Origin of the sequence: Luteibacter mycovicinus (assembly GCF_000745235.1) — a bacterium.
GTDB classification, from domain to species: Bacteria; Pseudomonadota; Gammaproteobacteria; order Xanthomonadales; family Rhodanobacteraceae; genus Luteibacter; species Luteibacter mycovicinus.
On the sequence record NZ_JQNL01000001.1, the window covers coordinates 98,219 to 113,065 of the forward strand.

Annotated in this window: 11 protein-coding genes; 10 read left to right on the plus strand and 1 reads right to left on the minus strand. The window is 64.5% G+C overall.

The window, feature by feature from the left end:
- Nucleotides 1–7: 7 nt before the first annotated feature.
- Entirely contained in the window at nucleotides 8–343 is a 336-nt protein-coding gene (locus FA85_RS00400) for a hypothetical protein (protein WP_156108727.1), read from the minus strand.
- 466 nt (nucleotides 344–809) lie between these two features.
- Between FA85_RS00400 and pilV (FA85_RS20650) the strand changes: the two genes are divergently transcribed.
- From pilV (FA85_RS20650) to FA85_RS00450, 10 genes are all read left to right on the plus strand, one after another.
- Nucleotides 810–1,301 (plus strand): type IV pilus modification protein PilV, encoded by a 492-nt coding sequence (gene pilV, locus FA85_RS20650; protein ID WP_197056456.1) that lies wholly within the window; start codon nucleotides 810–812, stop codon nucleotides 1,299–1,301.
- Nucleotides 1,298–2,626 carry a PilW family protein gene (locus FA85_RS00410; protein WP_036113116.1) on the plus strand — a complete coding sequence of 443 codons (1,329 nt, stop codon included), beginning with the start codon at nucleotides 1,298–1,300 and terminating at the stop codon, nucleotides 2,624–2,626. The genes pilV (FA85_RS20650) and FA85_RS00410 overlap by 4 nt, the downstream gene beginning before the upstream one ends.
- Entirely contained in the window at nucleotides 2,623–3,210 is a 588-nt protein-coding gene (locus FA85_RS00415) for a pilus assembly PilX family protein (protein ID WP_036113113.1), read from the plus strand. Before FA85_RS00410 ends, FA85_RS00415 begins: the two co-directional genes overlap by 4 nt.
- A gap of 11 nt (nucleotides 3,211–3,221) precedes the next feature.
- Nucleotides 3,222–7,166 carry a pilus assembly protein gene (locus FA85_RS00420; RefSeq protein ID WP_036113110.1) on the plus strand — a complete coding sequence of 1,315 codons (3,945 nt, stop codon included), beginning with the start codon at nucleotides 3,222–3,224 and terminating at the stop codon, nucleotides 7,164–7,166.
- A 1-nt stretch (nucleotide 7,167) separates the two neighbouring features.
- On the plus strand, nucleotides 7,168–7,596 hold the full coding sequence (locus tag FA85_RS00425) for a type IV pilin protein (RefSeq protein WP_036113109.1): 429 nt from the start codon (nucleotides 7,168–7,170) through the stop codon (nucleotides 7,594–7,596).
- Nucleotides 7,597–7,601: 5 nt separating this feature from the next.
- The gene (locus tag FA85_RS20655; protein ID WP_197056457.1) at nucleotides 7,602–8,219 is read left to right on the plus strand and encodes a GspH/FimT family pseudopilin; all 618 of its coding nucleotides are present in this window, start codon (nucleotides 7,602–7,604) and stop codon (nucleotides 8,217–8,219) included.
- Nucleotides 8,220–8,409: 190 nt separating this feature from the next.
- A complete protein-coding gene (pilV, locus tag FA85_RS20660; protein ID WP_081907473.1) occupies nucleotides 8,410–8,928 on the plus strand; it encodes a type IV pilus modification protein PilV in 519 nt (172 codons plus the stop codon).
- The gene (locus FA85_RS00440) at nucleotides 8,925–10,223 is read left to right on the plus strand and encodes a PilW family protein (protein WP_036113106.1); all 1,299 of its coding nucleotides are present in this window, start codon (nucleotides 8,925–8,927) and stop codon (nucleotides 10,221–10,223) included. Before pilV (FA85_RS20660) ends, FA85_RS00440 begins: the two co-directional genes overlap by 4 nt.
- Complete coding sequence (locus FA85_RS00445; protein WP_036113103.1) at nucleotides 10,220–10,807, plus strand: pilus assembly PilX family protein; 588 nt, start codon at nucleotides 10,220–10,222, stop codon at nucleotides 10,805–10,807. Before FA85_RS00440 ends, FA85_RS00445 begins: the two co-directional genes overlap by 4 nt.
- Before the next feature lie 11 nt (nucleotides 10,808–10,818).
- A complete protein-coding gene (locus tag FA85_RS00450) occupies nucleotides 10,819–14,847 on the plus strand; it encodes a pilus assembly protein (RefSeq protein ID WP_036113100.1) in 4,029 nt (1,342 codons plus the stop codon).

The window sequence follows — 14,847 nt, forward strand, 5'->3', positions numbered from 1 at the left end:
CCGCGGGTCAGAGCCACACCGATACGTTCGAGGTATTGCCCGCACGAATATCGTATGAGCAGCGGAACGTAAACTTACGCGTGCCGCCCGATCCGTCGCGAAGATGCCCTCCGCCTGCGATGTCGGTCCTGCTTTCCGTAGCGGGCGATGCGTGCGCCTCGTCGACCTCGACCTGACTGGCCATGGCGTTGCGCGACCGCACCTCGCGATTCACGGCATCCCCGCAGGCGCTGATGGCGACATCGTCCGTCGCGCGGTGCTCGCGGGCCTCGGTGAATGACGACTGTGCCCAGCCGACGGCTGGCACGGCCGCAGCGATGCCCATCCACAGGAATATACGCACGAGCCCCTCCTTCGGCTCCGTGGCCGAGGTGTTGTCCGGGCTCGATCTTTTGCCCGCACCGGTGCAGCCGCGGTGAAATCCAGGTCGTTGCCGCAGGAAGCCGCCCTTCCGGCAGGAAATCGCAACCTGTCGTGGCATTTCACGATTCTGATGAGATTTTTCGTGAGAGCGCGACGGATTTCAGACGTGACGACCGAAACCTAGCGAATATCGAATCATCTCGCGGACGAAAAAAAAAAGCGCTATAGCATTTGCATATTCGCACCGTGTTTTTAGCTGTCTCATGCATGGCCTCATTCACTAGATTGCGCGCATCGCACCATCACGGAATGCGGACTACGCATATGTACTGGCGGCAAAAGGTCACACCTCGTTGCCACTCCATCATTGCGAAGCTAGCATTTCCCCGATTTATTTCGATTTAAATGCAAGGGGAAGTATGGCTTCGCCAGGACATGTCAGGGGCGTGTCTTTGATCGAGGTGCTGATGGCGGTGCTGGTTTTCAGTGTCGGACTCATCGGACTATCGAGCCTTCTGATCACATCGTTCCGGTCTAATCAGGTCGGTTACCAGCGCACTCAGGCCGAATTTCTAGCGATGAGCATGGCCGATCGCATGCGTGCGAATCCGCTTGGCGTCTGGTCCGGCAGCTACAACTCCGCGTCCTATCCCCTCTCGATCACACAGACATGCAATAAGGCCAGCGCATGTCCGCCGGCTAAAATCGCGCTGCGCGACCAGTCGATGTGGAGCACGCAGCTCACTACTTTCCTTCCCAACGCCACGGCATCCATCGGGTGTACGAACGGCGCGACGGCGAATGCCACGCAGCTGCTGGTCCGCCCACCCTATGCGGGCAACTGTGTGATGCGTATCAACTGGACTGAGCGCGCGGCCGGCGACAGCTCCCATCAGGACGCCGGTACACGGACTTACGTGTGGAATTTTCAGCCATGACCGGGATCTCGCCCCTGCGCGCACGCACGTCGCGAGGACTCTCCCTTATCGAACTGATGGTCGCGCTCGCGCTCGGGCTGCTGGTCGCGGTCGGTATCGTCAATGTCTTCCTCGTTACGTCGCAGAGCAGCCTGGTCCAGACCCAGCTCGCGAAACTGCAGGAAGAAGGTCGTTTCGCGATGACCGCCCTGACGACGGACCTGCGCATGACCAACGCCCAGTACTGCAACAACATGGGCGGGCAGTCATCCACCCTGTCGAACGGCGTGATGTCCCTCGACCGCTACCTCAGGGCACCTCAGGTGCTGGTGTCCGGCGCCACCCTGCAATCCGCGCTGCATGACGACACGACCACCTGGGCGTCGACCAGCGGCAGCAACACCTACCCCGCCTCGCCGACCGCCGCCTTCGCGATGCCTCCGTTCCTTTCCCTGCGCGGCTACGACTGCACGGTGAGCACATGTACGCCGGGAGACCCGTCGACCTCGGGCGACACCTCGCCTCTCCCCGCTCAGGGCACGGAGGTGGGCAAGCGGGTGCTGGGAAGCAGCGTGATTACGCTGCGCTACCTCGATGGCTCACGCGGGTGGGCGCTCGACGGCAACCACAGCACGATGAACCTCAGCGGCAGGACCGTCACGAGTTTCACCATCGCGCCGCAGACCGGCGAGCCACCGCTGACCGATTACACGGCGGGCGATCTGGCGATGCTGTCCGATTGCAACGCGTCGCAGATCTTCGCGGTAACGTCCTCCGGCGCGACTTTCACACCAGCTGCCAGTAACTACGCATCCGTGACACAACCCTCGGGCGTGATGCCCAGGCTCTTCGATTTCAACCGTGACTTCGTCACGGTCACCTACTACCTGCAGGTTGTCGACGACAACAACGGGCATACGACGGGCGCGCTGATGAAGCGGGTGAACGGTGTCAGCGCAGAGGTCGTGCGGGGCGTCGAACGTCTCGATTTCCTGTATGGCGTCATGGACGCCTCGGGAAACACCAGCTATCAGACGGCCGCCCAGATCGACAGCGCCACGTCGTGCGCGTCGTCGACGGTCACGGTCACCGGCACGGATCCCGGCTGCCTGTGGCGTTCCGTCCAGGACATCGAGGTGCACATACTGATGGACGGCCAGGTCGCCCAGTACGGGCTGGCCTCCACCGACCTCCAGTACCAGTACTACGGCGACAGTGCGGTCACCGGACTCGCGGCGCCGGACAACAGCGCCCGCGCCGTGATGCCCAGCCAGCAGGGTTTCGACAATCACATGCTTCGACGCGAGTTCTCGGCGCTCGTCGCGGTCAGGAACTACAACCCATGAAGCGGCAACGCGGTGCGGTACTGGTCCTGGCCATGATCTTCCTCCTGCTGCTGACGATCGTCGCCATCAGCACGTCCGGACGCTCGCTCCTGCAGGAGCGCATGGCGGGCGCGCTGCGCAACGCGCAACAGGCCGAATGGTCCGCGGAGAACGCTCTGCGCGGTGTCGAATGGAATCTGTTCAGTGGCGCAGGCGGGATCGCCTGCTACAACTCCAGCAACCCCGCGACGATCAGTCCGAAGGTCTCGGACTTCCGCCAGTCCTCGATCTGGCTTACCGACGGCGCGACCGAATACAAGGGAGCGGGCGTCAGCATCGATTACACGACCGCGTCCTCCGACGCGGCGTTGTCGACGGCCGTCATGGCCCGCAATCCCTGGTACATCGTCGAATACCTCGGTCAAGATCTCTCGCCCAACAACGCCACCAGTGCGGCGAAGGAAGCGGGCTCCAGCGGAACCGCGACCGCCAGGTTTTACCTGTACCGGATCACGGCGCGTGCCACCGGCGGCAGCCCGAACACGATCCGTGTCGTCGAAAGTATTTTCGTCACACCCAACCTCGTCGCCTGCACGCTGAGCTGAAGGATTCGATCATGTCCCTGCCCTCCTTCATCCGGCGCATGGCTCTCAGCGCGCTTGCATGCCTTCTCGTCGCCATGCCGGCCGCGGCCACGACGGTGACACTGAGCACGACGCCTCCCGGCGTCACCTCGAAGGTGGCGCCCAATATCGTCGTGACCTTCGACGACTCGGGCTCAATGAATTCCACCGCCATCCCCGACGCGATGGACGCGAGTTACGCCACGAAGGTGTACTACTCGGCAAAGGGCAACCCGATCTATTTCGATCCCACGGTGACCTACGTCGTACCGCCGGACGCGACGGGTGCCCCGCTGGGAACGCCCGCGTTCACGGCGGCGTGGCGTGACGGCTACTGCGCCAACACACTGACGAAGAAGTGCTGGGCTCCCTCGAGTGGCAAATATATCGCGCCGAACGTCGTCGATCTGAGCACGGCCTTCTACGCCGGCTTCCTGGCCAATACGCTGGCGGGCAACTCGCCCTGCGCCAGGGACGCCAACGAACTGACCACCTGGTACGACAATGGCTCGTGCAGCCAGATGGATATCCCGACGTCCGTACGTGGCGCGACCACGACGACGACGACGTCGACCGCCAATTCGACCTGCACGAACACCGGTTGCGGCAGCGCCAACGGAACCACCGGCACCCACACATACACGGGCAGCGACGGCAGCAGCTCAACCTATACGTGCACGGCAACAACCTCGGGAAGAGGCAACAACAAGACGACGACGACCAGTTGCAACGTCGCCACCACGACGACGAAGACGTCCACCACGTACGACCAGGGTGGTTTCTATTACGTCTGCACCTCGGCGACCAGCGACAGCACCTGTACGTACCATCTGGTCGCCAACGAATCGGCTGCGACCCAGCAGAACTTCGCCAACTGGTACAGCTTCTATCGCACGCGCAATCTCAACGCGCGTGCCGCCGTGGGCCGCGTCTTCGGCAGCATCGGCGACGGCGCGGTGCGCGTCGCCTGGCAGACGCTGCAAAGCCAGTCGGCCAGCGGCAGCTACAACACCACGGGTTCCTATAGCGGCCCCTCGTACGGCCCACTGGCGTCCACGAGCAAGATTCTCGAACTGGCGAATGCCACCACGGGATGTACGGCGACCAGCACGAGCGACAGCTGCTGGCGAAGCCAGTTCATGAACTGGCTGTACGGCGCTCCCGCCAGCGGCGGCACGCCGACGCGCGTCGCGACGGTGGCCGCCGGCGAGTTCTTCAAACGTACACTGAAGACCTCGCCGACGTCGCAGGACCCTTACTGGAACGGCAGCACCAGCACGCCCGGCGAGCTGTCCTGCCGCAAGAACTTCAACATGCTGGTCACCGACGGTTACTGGAACGGCGACAACCCGTCGACGGTCAGCCCGAACGACAACAAGGCGGTGACACTTCCCGACGGCACGTCCTATTCGATCAGCGACGGTACGTCGAGAATCTTCTGGAATCAGACCGGCACGACCAATCCCTCGCTCGCGGACATCGCGTTTGCCTATTGGGCCAATGACCTGCGCAGCGACCTCAAGGACAACGTTCCGGCTTACTACCCCGACCTGACGACAGGCATCACCGGCAGCGCCGCCACGGTGAATACCGCGTCCCCGGGCGCCACCCCGGAGGTGTATTTCAACCCGTCGAACGATCCCGCCACGTGGCAGCACATGTCGCAGTACATGGTGACGATGGGTATCTCGGGCAGCCTCACCTATCCGGATGACTACGCGGCGCTGCGCACGGGGAGCAACGGCAAGAAATGGCCGACACCCAATACGTCGGGTGGCGCGACCAACATCGACGATACCTGGCATGCGGCGCTCAACAGCCGGGGTGGCTACTTCAGCGCGGCGGATCCCACGTCGCTGGTGAACAGTCTCAGCACGATCCTGTCCTCCGTCATCGCGAGCAGTTCCACCGCACTGACGCTGAGCCTCAGCACCAATGTACTGACGACCAATGCCGTCGCCTACTACGCGGGTTACGACACCACGGACTGGAGCGGATCGCTGCTGGCCAAGGCCGTGGGCACCGATGGTTCCATCGGCACCACGCTCTGGTCGGCCGGCACCTTGCTGACCGAGCGCGCCGCCAGCGATCCCCGCATCCTCACGACGGGTACCGGACCGGGCACAGGGACCGGCGTCGCCTTTGCTTACGCCAACCTCAGCGCGACCGAGCAAGCCGCCATCAACTCGTCCGATGGCAGCGGCTCCACCGCGACCACCGATGGCCTGGGCGCATCGCGCGTCGACTGGCTCAGTGGCGTGCGCACGCTGGAAGGCACCTCCCTGCGCACCCGTACGTCGCTGCTCGGTGCGGTGTTCGGTTCGCAGCCGGCCTTCGTCGGCGCGCCCACGGGTGGCTACAGCGATACGTTCCCCAGCGGTTCGCCCGAGGCGGTGGCGCTGAAGAACAGTTCCGCCAACAGCTACTCCCGTTTTCTGGCGACCTGGGCGAACCGGCCGTCCACCGTTTACGTGGGCGCCAACGACGGCATGCTGCACGCCTTCGACGCCCGCCTCGCGTCGGTGAGCGGTGCATCGCCCGGACGGGAAATCTGGGGATACGTACCGGCCAGCGTCTACGCCAACCTGCCGGCGCAGTCACGACTGAATAAATTCGCCTTCACGCCGACGGTCGATGGAAGCCCGGTCACCGGTGACGTTTTCTTCAACGGCGATAACGCGCAGAACAACTCGTCCGCCGGATGGCATACGTTGCTGGTCGGCTCGCTGCGCATGGGTGGACGCGGCGTGTTCGGTATCGACATCACCGATCCGTCGGCGGCGACGCTGAGTTCCAGCGCCGCGGTCGCGAAAAAGGTGCTCTGGGAATTCAACAGCGGCAGCGTCTCCACAGCGGGCACGCCGGCCAATCTCGGTTACACCTTCGGCACGCCGGTCATCGCCCGCGTGGCATACACCAACACCGACAATTCGGTCGGGCGCTGGGTGGTGCTCGTCCCCGGCGGTTACTTCCCCGATGGCAGCACGATCAGCGCCGCATCCAATACCTACAGTTCGCTCTTCGTGCTCGATGCGCAGACCGGAACCCTGCTCAAGGAAATTCGTACGCCGACCGGCACCGGCGCGGTCGCCAGTCACGGCCTCACCACGCCGGCCGTCGGTGACTACGACGGCGATCAGGTGGCCGACGTGGCTTTCGCCGGCGATCTGGATGGCAACGTGTGGCGGATCGACCTGTCCGCCGCCTCGCTGGCCTCGACCACCCAGTCGCAAGGTGTGAGCCTCCTGTTCCAGCCGGACACCGCCAATGCGCAATCGATCACGACCCCCCCGCGACTCCTCGCCGATCCCACCTCCGCGTATTTCATGGTGATCTTCGGGACCGGTCGTTTCCTCAGCACGGCGGATACCTCCGACACCACCACGCAGGCCTTCTACGGAATCCGCGATCCGGGCAAGGCGGTGACCACGCCGACCACGGTCGCCGGGGGCACGCTGATCCAGCAGACCATGACCGTGGACAGCGCGACCGGGGCGATAGGTGTCACCAGCAAAGCCGTCGCGTCCACCAGTGCGGGCTGGTACCTGCCGCTGAACAACCCGTCGGGTGAACGCGTGGTCGTGACGCCCGCGCTCGACTCGTCGAACAACACCGTGACGTTCAGCACGTTGATCCCGACCGCCAACGACCCCTGCACGACCTCAAGCTCCGGCTCGGTCATCGCCCTTGACGGGACGACCGGCGCCGCCGCCATCGGTGTCTCGATCGGCAGCGCGGTGTCGTTCGGGACCGGCTACTCCCTCGCCGGCGCGCACGTCACGGGTGCGGCCAGTTCGGGCTCGCTCTATACGGCGGCCAGCCTTTCCGGCGGCACCGCCTACGCGGCCGGCCAGCTGACCTCGGCGGGCAGCACCTTCGGTACCAGCATCCCCACGGCCCGCCGACGTGCCTGGCGCGTCCTGAACAGCGAGAACTGATATGAAGACGCCACGCCGCGCGGCCGGCTTCACCCTGCTCGAACTCATGGTCGTCCTCGTCGTGATGGCGATCCTTGCAGCCCTCGCGTTCACTTCGTACGCGCGTTACGGCTTCCGTGCCCGGCGCCCCGACGGACAGAAGCTCCTGATGGCGATCGGCAATGCCGAAGAGCGCTACTACGCCCTGCACAACATCTACGCGGACCTTGCGACCATCGGTTACGCATCCACGACAACCGCCACCTCGGACAGCGGTTTCTACACGGCGTCCGTCACCGTCGGTACCGTCAACGCGCTTGCCGGCCAGGGCTATACGGCGACAGCCGTGCCCGTCGGCAACCAGGCCAGAGATGTCTGCGGATCGCTGACGCTGACCGATACCGGCGTCAGGAGCCAGACCGGCACCACCGGCAACGGCAATTGCTGGTGATGTCCATGCCGTCGCGACCGCGTTCCATGAGTGGCTTCAGCCTGCTCGAACTGATGGTGGCGATCGTCGTCGCCGCCATCCTCGCGGCGATCGCCGTGCCGTCGTTCCGGGCGAGCATCCAGCGCCACCGGTTGCTCGCCGCGGCCGACGAGCTGCAGGCTGCCGTGCAATACGCCCGCACGGAAGCGGTGCTGCGCGCCACCTATGTTTCGCTGTGTCCGAGCACGGATGGCACCAGCTGCGCATCGTCGACCACCTGGGACACGGGCTGGCTCGTCTACAGCCACCCGGTGGCGACAAGCAAAGCATCAGATGCCTACTCGGCCACTCCTGCCAGCGGTATGCAGGTCCTCCGTGCGGCGGCAGCCCTGGCCCTCGTGTCAGCACGCGGCGTCGATACCGGCGTCGTAACCTTCGGCCAGCAGGGCCAGCTCGAAGCGGTCGCGTCGCGCACCAACGCCGGCCAACCCGTGGCCTTCGTCCTCTGCGCGATGCCCTCCGGTCAGCCGGGCAGCGGCCTGGGGCAAAATACGACCCGCCTGCCGGGCACGCGCATCGGCGTCAGTCCTTACGGCGGCATCGCCTCCACGAAGCTTGCGAGCACCGACAGTTGTCTGCCCTGAGGTTGAAACGGAGCGTTCGCACGCTGTCCACATTCGTGAACGTGACAGCAAAAGCGCATGGCCACCACTCGAGGTGAAGCGATGCCGTGGGATGTTTTGCCGTAAAGGCCTAGCTTCTACCGAATAGACGTAAAGCGACGCGCGTGCACAGCCTATACCTGAATCGCACTTCCGCTTTTCAAGGTTTCATATGGCTTCGGCAAGACATGTCAGAGGTGTGTCTCTGATTGAGGTCTTGATGGCGGTCCTGGTTTTCACGGTCGGCCTTCTCGGACTTTCCAGTCTCCTCATCGCCTCGTTTCGCTCGAATCAGGTCGGGTACCAGCGCACTCAGGCTGAATTCATCGCGATGAGCATGGCCGACCGCATGCGCGCCAATCCGCTCGGGGTCTGGGCCGGCGGTTACAACTCCGCGGTATATCCGCTGAGCGGATCGCAGGCATGCACGGCCGACCTTGCCTGCACGCCGGCCAAACTCGCGCTGCGCGACCAGTACATCTGGAGTTCGCAGCTCCGGACGTTCCTGCCCAACGCCAGTGCATCGATCGCCTGCAGCAATGGCACCACGGCGAATGCGACGCAGCTCCAGGTACGCCCGCCGTACGCCGGTAACTGCGTCATGCGGATCAGCTGGACGGAGCGCGGTGCCGGTGACAGTAAGCATCAGGATGCCGCTCCGAGGGTCTATGTCTGGAATTTCCAGCCATGAACCGCCCCTACGGTTTCTCCCTCGTCGAACTCATGGTCGCCATGGTGCTCGGCCTCGTCGTGGCGGGCGGCATCGTCAGCGTCGTTCTCACTACCACCGGCAGCACGGTCACGCAGACCCAGCTGGCAAAACTGCAGGAGGAAGGACGCTTCGCGATGACCGCGCTGACGACCGACCTGCGCATGACGAACGCGCAGTACTGCTCGAACGTCGGCGGTCAGTCCGCTCCCTTGTCGAACGGAGTCGTGTCACTGGACCGTTACCTGCGAGCGCCTCAGGTACTCGTGTCCGGCGCCGTCTTCCAGGCCGCCATCAGCGACAACACGACGACGTGGGGCTCGACGAGCGGGACCAACACGTATCCCGTCGCGCCTGTCGCGTCATTCGCGATGCCATCCTTCCTCGCCTTGCGAGGGTACGACTGCACCGTCTCCGCGTGTACGCCACAAGATCCGGCAGACCCGGCAGGCAAAGGTATTCCTCAGCAGGGCACGACCGTCGGTAATCGCGTGCCTGGCACCGGCGTCATCACCTTGCGTTACCTGGACGGCGCACGAGGCTGGGCGCTCGATGGCACCACGAGCAAGCTGACGCTGAGCGGAAGCTCGGTCGCCGGTATCACCGTCGTCCCGCAGACAGGCGAGCCGCCGCTATCGGCCTATGCCACCGGCGACCTGCTCATGCTCGCCGACTGCAATTCGGCCCAGGTTTTCGCCGCCACCCTTTCGTCCGCGACGTTTACGCCATCGACCAACTACAGCGCTCCGGCCCGGCCGTCCGGCGTCACACCGAGGCTGTTCGATTTCAACCGGGACTTCCAGACCGTTTCGTACTTTCTACAGGTCGTCGACGACAACAACGGGCACAAGACCGGTGCGCTGATGAAGCGGGTCAATGGCGTGAGCGCTGAAGTGGTACGCGGCGTGGAACGGCTCGATTTCCTCTACGGCGTGATGGACGGCTCAGGCAACACCAGCTATCGCACCGCGGCGGAGATCGACAGCTCGACGGCGTGCGCGTCATCGACGGTGACCGTTTCCGGGACCGATCCCGGCTGCATGTGGCGGTCCGTACAGAGTATCGAGGTTCACATTCTGATGGACGGACAGCTCCCGCTGTATACGCTGACCCCGACCGACCTCCAGTACCAGTACTACGGAGACAGCGCGGTTACCGGACTCTCGTCGCCCGACGATACGAAGCGAGCGGTGATGCCCAGCCAGCAGGGTTTCGACAATCACATGCTGCGGCGGGAGTTCACCGCCGTGGTGTCGATCCGGAACTACAACCCATGAACCGGCAGCGCGGTGCCGTGCTCGTCCTGGCGATGATCTTTCTGCTCATCCTGACCATCGTGGCGATCAGCACATCCAGTCGCTCATTGCTGCAGGAGCGCATGGCCGGAGCGATGCGCAACGCGCAACAGGCGGAGTGGTCCGCCGAGAACGCCTTGCGCGGCGTCGAATGGAACCTCTTCAGCGGTAACGCCGCCGTCGCCTGCTACAACTCCAGCAACCCTTCCACGATCAGCGCGAAGGTCACGGCATTCCGGCAGTCATCGGTCTGGATGGTCGACGGCGCCACCGAATACAATGGCGCCGGCGTGACCATCGATTACACGAAGAAGAGCAGTGACGCCGCGCTGTCGACCGCCGTCATGGCGCGCAACCCCTGGTATGTCGTCGAATTCCTCGGTCAGGACCTCGCCCCGGGTAACGGAACCAGCGCCGCTAAAGAGGCCGGATCGAGCGGATCGGCGACGGCGAAGTTCTATCTGTACCGGATTACCGCACGCGCCACCGGGAGCAGTCCCAATACGATCCGCGTCGTCGAGACCACCTTTGTCACGCCGAACCTCGTCACATGCACCCTGACGTGAGGCCCCAGCCGATGATGAAAGAGAAGCCATCCACCGCATGGGCCGCTCTCCTGCTGGTCGCGCTGGTGTGGGTGGCGTGGATGCCGAGCGTGATCGCGGGTACGGTGACGGTGAGCAAGACGCCGCCCAGCGTCACCTCGAGGGTCGCACCCAACATCGTCGTGACCTTCGACGATTCCGGCTCGATGAACGCCACGTCGATCCCCGATGCGATGGACGGTTACTACGACAAGAAGTACTACTACTCGGCCAAGGGCAATCCGATTTACTTCGATCCGACGGTGACCTATGTGGTACCGCCCGATGCCAATGGTGTTCCTCTGGGCACGCCGACGTACAAGGCGGCCTGGCGCGACGGCTATTGCGCGAACACGTTGACGAAAAAGTGCTGGTCGCCCAACAACAGCGGTTACCTCGACCCGATCGTGGTCGACCTTTCGAAGAATTTCTATGCCGGGTTTCTCTCGAATACCCTGGCCGGCAACGCCCCCTGCGCGCGCAACGCCAATGAGCTGACGACGTGGTTCTACACCACCACCAACCCGCGCGGAAATCCCGTCAACGCCTGCCAGCAGATGGATATTCCGGAGGTTGTGCGTGGGAAGACGACGACCAGCACGACGACGAGCGATACCTCGACCAGCGTCACGACGACGACCTGCACCACCTTGATCCTCGGAAACTGCGGCACGTTCAGCGGTTTCACCGGCGTCAAAACGGTGGTGAACAGCCCCACGAGCGTCAGCGTGTGGACCTGCAACACCGTGATCAGCATCGGCGTGGGCGGGATCCGGCTCAGTATCACTACCTGCACCATCGTCACGACGGTAACCACCACCACAACGACCACGACGACGACCACGACGACCGATACGGGCGGTTTCTACTACGTCTGCACATCGCCCACGGATGAAAGCACCTGCGTCTACCACCTGGTGGCGAACGAGTCGGCGACCATCCAGCAGAATTTCGCCATCTGGTACAGCTACTACCGGTCGCGCAACCTCAACGCCCGTGCGGCGATCGGACGCGTGTTCGGCAGCATGGCCGATGGTTCGGTGCGCGTCGCATGGCAGACACTGCAGAGTCAGTCGGGTTCGAGCACCTATAACGCGTCCGGCTCGTACAGCGGTCAGTCTTACGGGCCGCTGATGTCGACCAGCAAGATTCTCGAACTGGCCAACTCGACCGGTTCGAGCTGCCTGACGTCCAGTACCAGCGACCCGTGCTGGCGCAGCCAGTTCATGAACTGGATCTACGGCGTGCCGGCCAGCGGCGGAACCCCGACCCGCGTCGCGACGCAGGTCGCCGGCGACTTCTACAAGCGCAGCCTCGCCACATCGGCCGGAGCGCTGGACCCGTACTGGAACGGCAGCACGAGCAATCCCGGCGAGCTTGCCTGCCGGAAGAACTTCAACATGCTGGTCACCGACGGCTACTGGAACGGCGACAGCCCGGCGGCGGCCGGGTCCGACGCCGTCTCGACCACGCTGCCTGACAAAGTCGCTTATTCGACATCGGACAAGACGTCCAGGATCTTCTGGAACGAGGCGGGGACGACCAGTCCATCCCTCGCGGATATCGCCTTTTATTACTGGGCGACGGATCTGCGAACCGACCTCAGGAACATCGTGCCGCCCTATTACTCGGACCTGACGACCGGCGTCACCGGCGCCACGTCGACCGTCAGCTCCACCAACCCCGGCAGCAACAGCGAGGTGTACTTCAATCCGTCCAACGACCCGGCAAGCTGGCAGCACATGTCGCAATACATGGTCACCATGGGCATCTCCGGCACGCTGGCCTATCCGGGCGACTACGCGGCGTTGCGCGCGGGCGGCAAACAGTGGCCGACACCAACGACGGGCGGCGGAGCGAGCAATATCGACGACACCTGGCATGCCGCGGTGAACAGTCGCGGCGGCTATTTCAGCGCCGCGGATCCCACGTCGCTCGTCAGCAGCCTGACCACCATCCTGTCCTCGGTGATCGCCAGCAGCTCCAGCTCACTCACGCTCAGCCTCAGCAGCAACGTGCTGACCACGGGCGCGGTCGCCTACGCCGCCGGCTACAACACGACCGACTGGAGCGGATCGCTCACCGCGAGTCTGCTGAACGCCAACGGCAGTGTCGGCGACGCGCTCTGGTCGGCGGGCGACATTCTCAACGCCCGCGATCTCAGCAAGGACCCGCGCTTCATCGCTACCGCGACCGGGCCTGGCACGGGCACCGGCATCACCTTCGCCTACACGACGTTGAGTGCCGCTCAAAAGGCGATCCTCGACTCCTCCGACGGGACGGGGTCCGCGGCCACGACCGATGGGCTGGGCGCCAAACGTGTCGACTGGCTGTCCGGTGTCCGGACGCTCCAGGGCACCACCTTCCGTTCGCGCACCTCCCTGCTCGGGGCGGTGTTCGGTTCCCAGCCGACGTATGTCGGCGCACCCAACGGCGCGTACGGCGATGCGTTCCCCGCCAATTCGCCGGAGGCGCTGGCGCTCAAGACGGACCAGACCACCAGTTATTCCGCCTTCCTGGCGAAGTGGGCGGCGCGCCCGGCAACCGTGTATGTCGGTGCCAATGACGGCATGCTGCATGCCTTCGATGCCCGGCTCAGCACCGATGCGAACGCCATTCCGGGTCGCGAGATCTGGGGGTACATCCCGGCCAGCGTCTATGCCAACCTCCCCGCCCAGACGCGTCTGACCAACTTCAGCTTCACTCCCACCGTCGACGGAAGCCTCGTGACGGGCGACGTCTTCTTCAACGCCGCCAACGCCGCGAACAAGACCACCGCGGGATGGCACACGCTGCTGGTCGGCGCGCTGAGACTGGGTGGACGTGGCGTCTATGGCATCGACGTGACCGATCCGTCGGCGGCCACGCTCAACACGAGTACCGCCGTAGCGTCGAAGATCCTCTGGGAATTCAACAGCGACAGCGTATCGACGGTCGGAACCCCTGCGAACCTCGGCTATACCTTCGGCACGCCGGTCATCACACGCGTCGCTTTCAACAACGGCGACAGCAACAGCACCGTCGGGCGCTGGGTCGTGCTGGTACCCGGCGGCTACTTCCCGGACGGCAGCACCGCCGCGGCCGCAAGCAACACCTACAGTTCGCTGTTCGTTCTCGACGCCCAGACCGGCACGCTGCTCAAGGAGATCCGTACCCCTTCCGGTACCGGGGCCACGTCGAGTCACGGCCTCAGCACACCCGCGGTGGGTGACTACGACGGCGACCAGGTTGCCGATGTCGCGTTCGCCGGCGACCTCGACGGAAACGTCTGGCGCATCGACCTGTCAGCGACCACCCTGTCGGCAACGGCCCCCTCACAGGGCGTGAGCCTGCTGTTCAAGCCCGCGACCGCCAACGCCCAGTCGATCACGACATCGCCGCGCCTCCTGGCCGATCCGACGTCCGCCGCCTTTCTGGTGATATTCGGTACCGGGCGCTACCTGAGCACGGCGGATACCGCGGACACCACCACGCAGGCGCTCTACGGCATACGCGATCCGGGCACCGCCGTGACGTCGCCGGTCACGGTCGCTGGCGGCAACCTCGTCAGGCAATCCATGACGGTCAATTCGGCCAATGCGATCGGCGTCACGAACAACGCCGTGGCGGCGACCCGGTCCGGCTGGTATCTGCCGCTGGATGCGACCGCCGGGGAGCGCGTGGTGGTCACGCCGGCCCTCGATTCCAGCAATAACACGGTGTCCTTCAGCACGCTCATTCCGGCAGCGAGCGACCCATGCACGACCTCCGGCTCCGGCTCGGTCATCGCGCTCGACGGCACGACCGGCGGCGCCGCCTTCGGCGTTTCCATCGGCGCCGCGACGACCTTCAGTGCGGGCTACTCACTGGCCGGTGCACGTGTCAGCGGCGCCGCCAGCTCGGGCGCGCTTTACTCCGCGGCCAGCCTGAGCGGCGGCATGTCCTACCTGCCTGGCCAGGTCCTCGCCTCGGGCGCGACGGCCGCCAACAGCATTCCGACCGCGCGGCGTCGCTCGTGGCGCGTCCTGAACAGTGAGAACTGA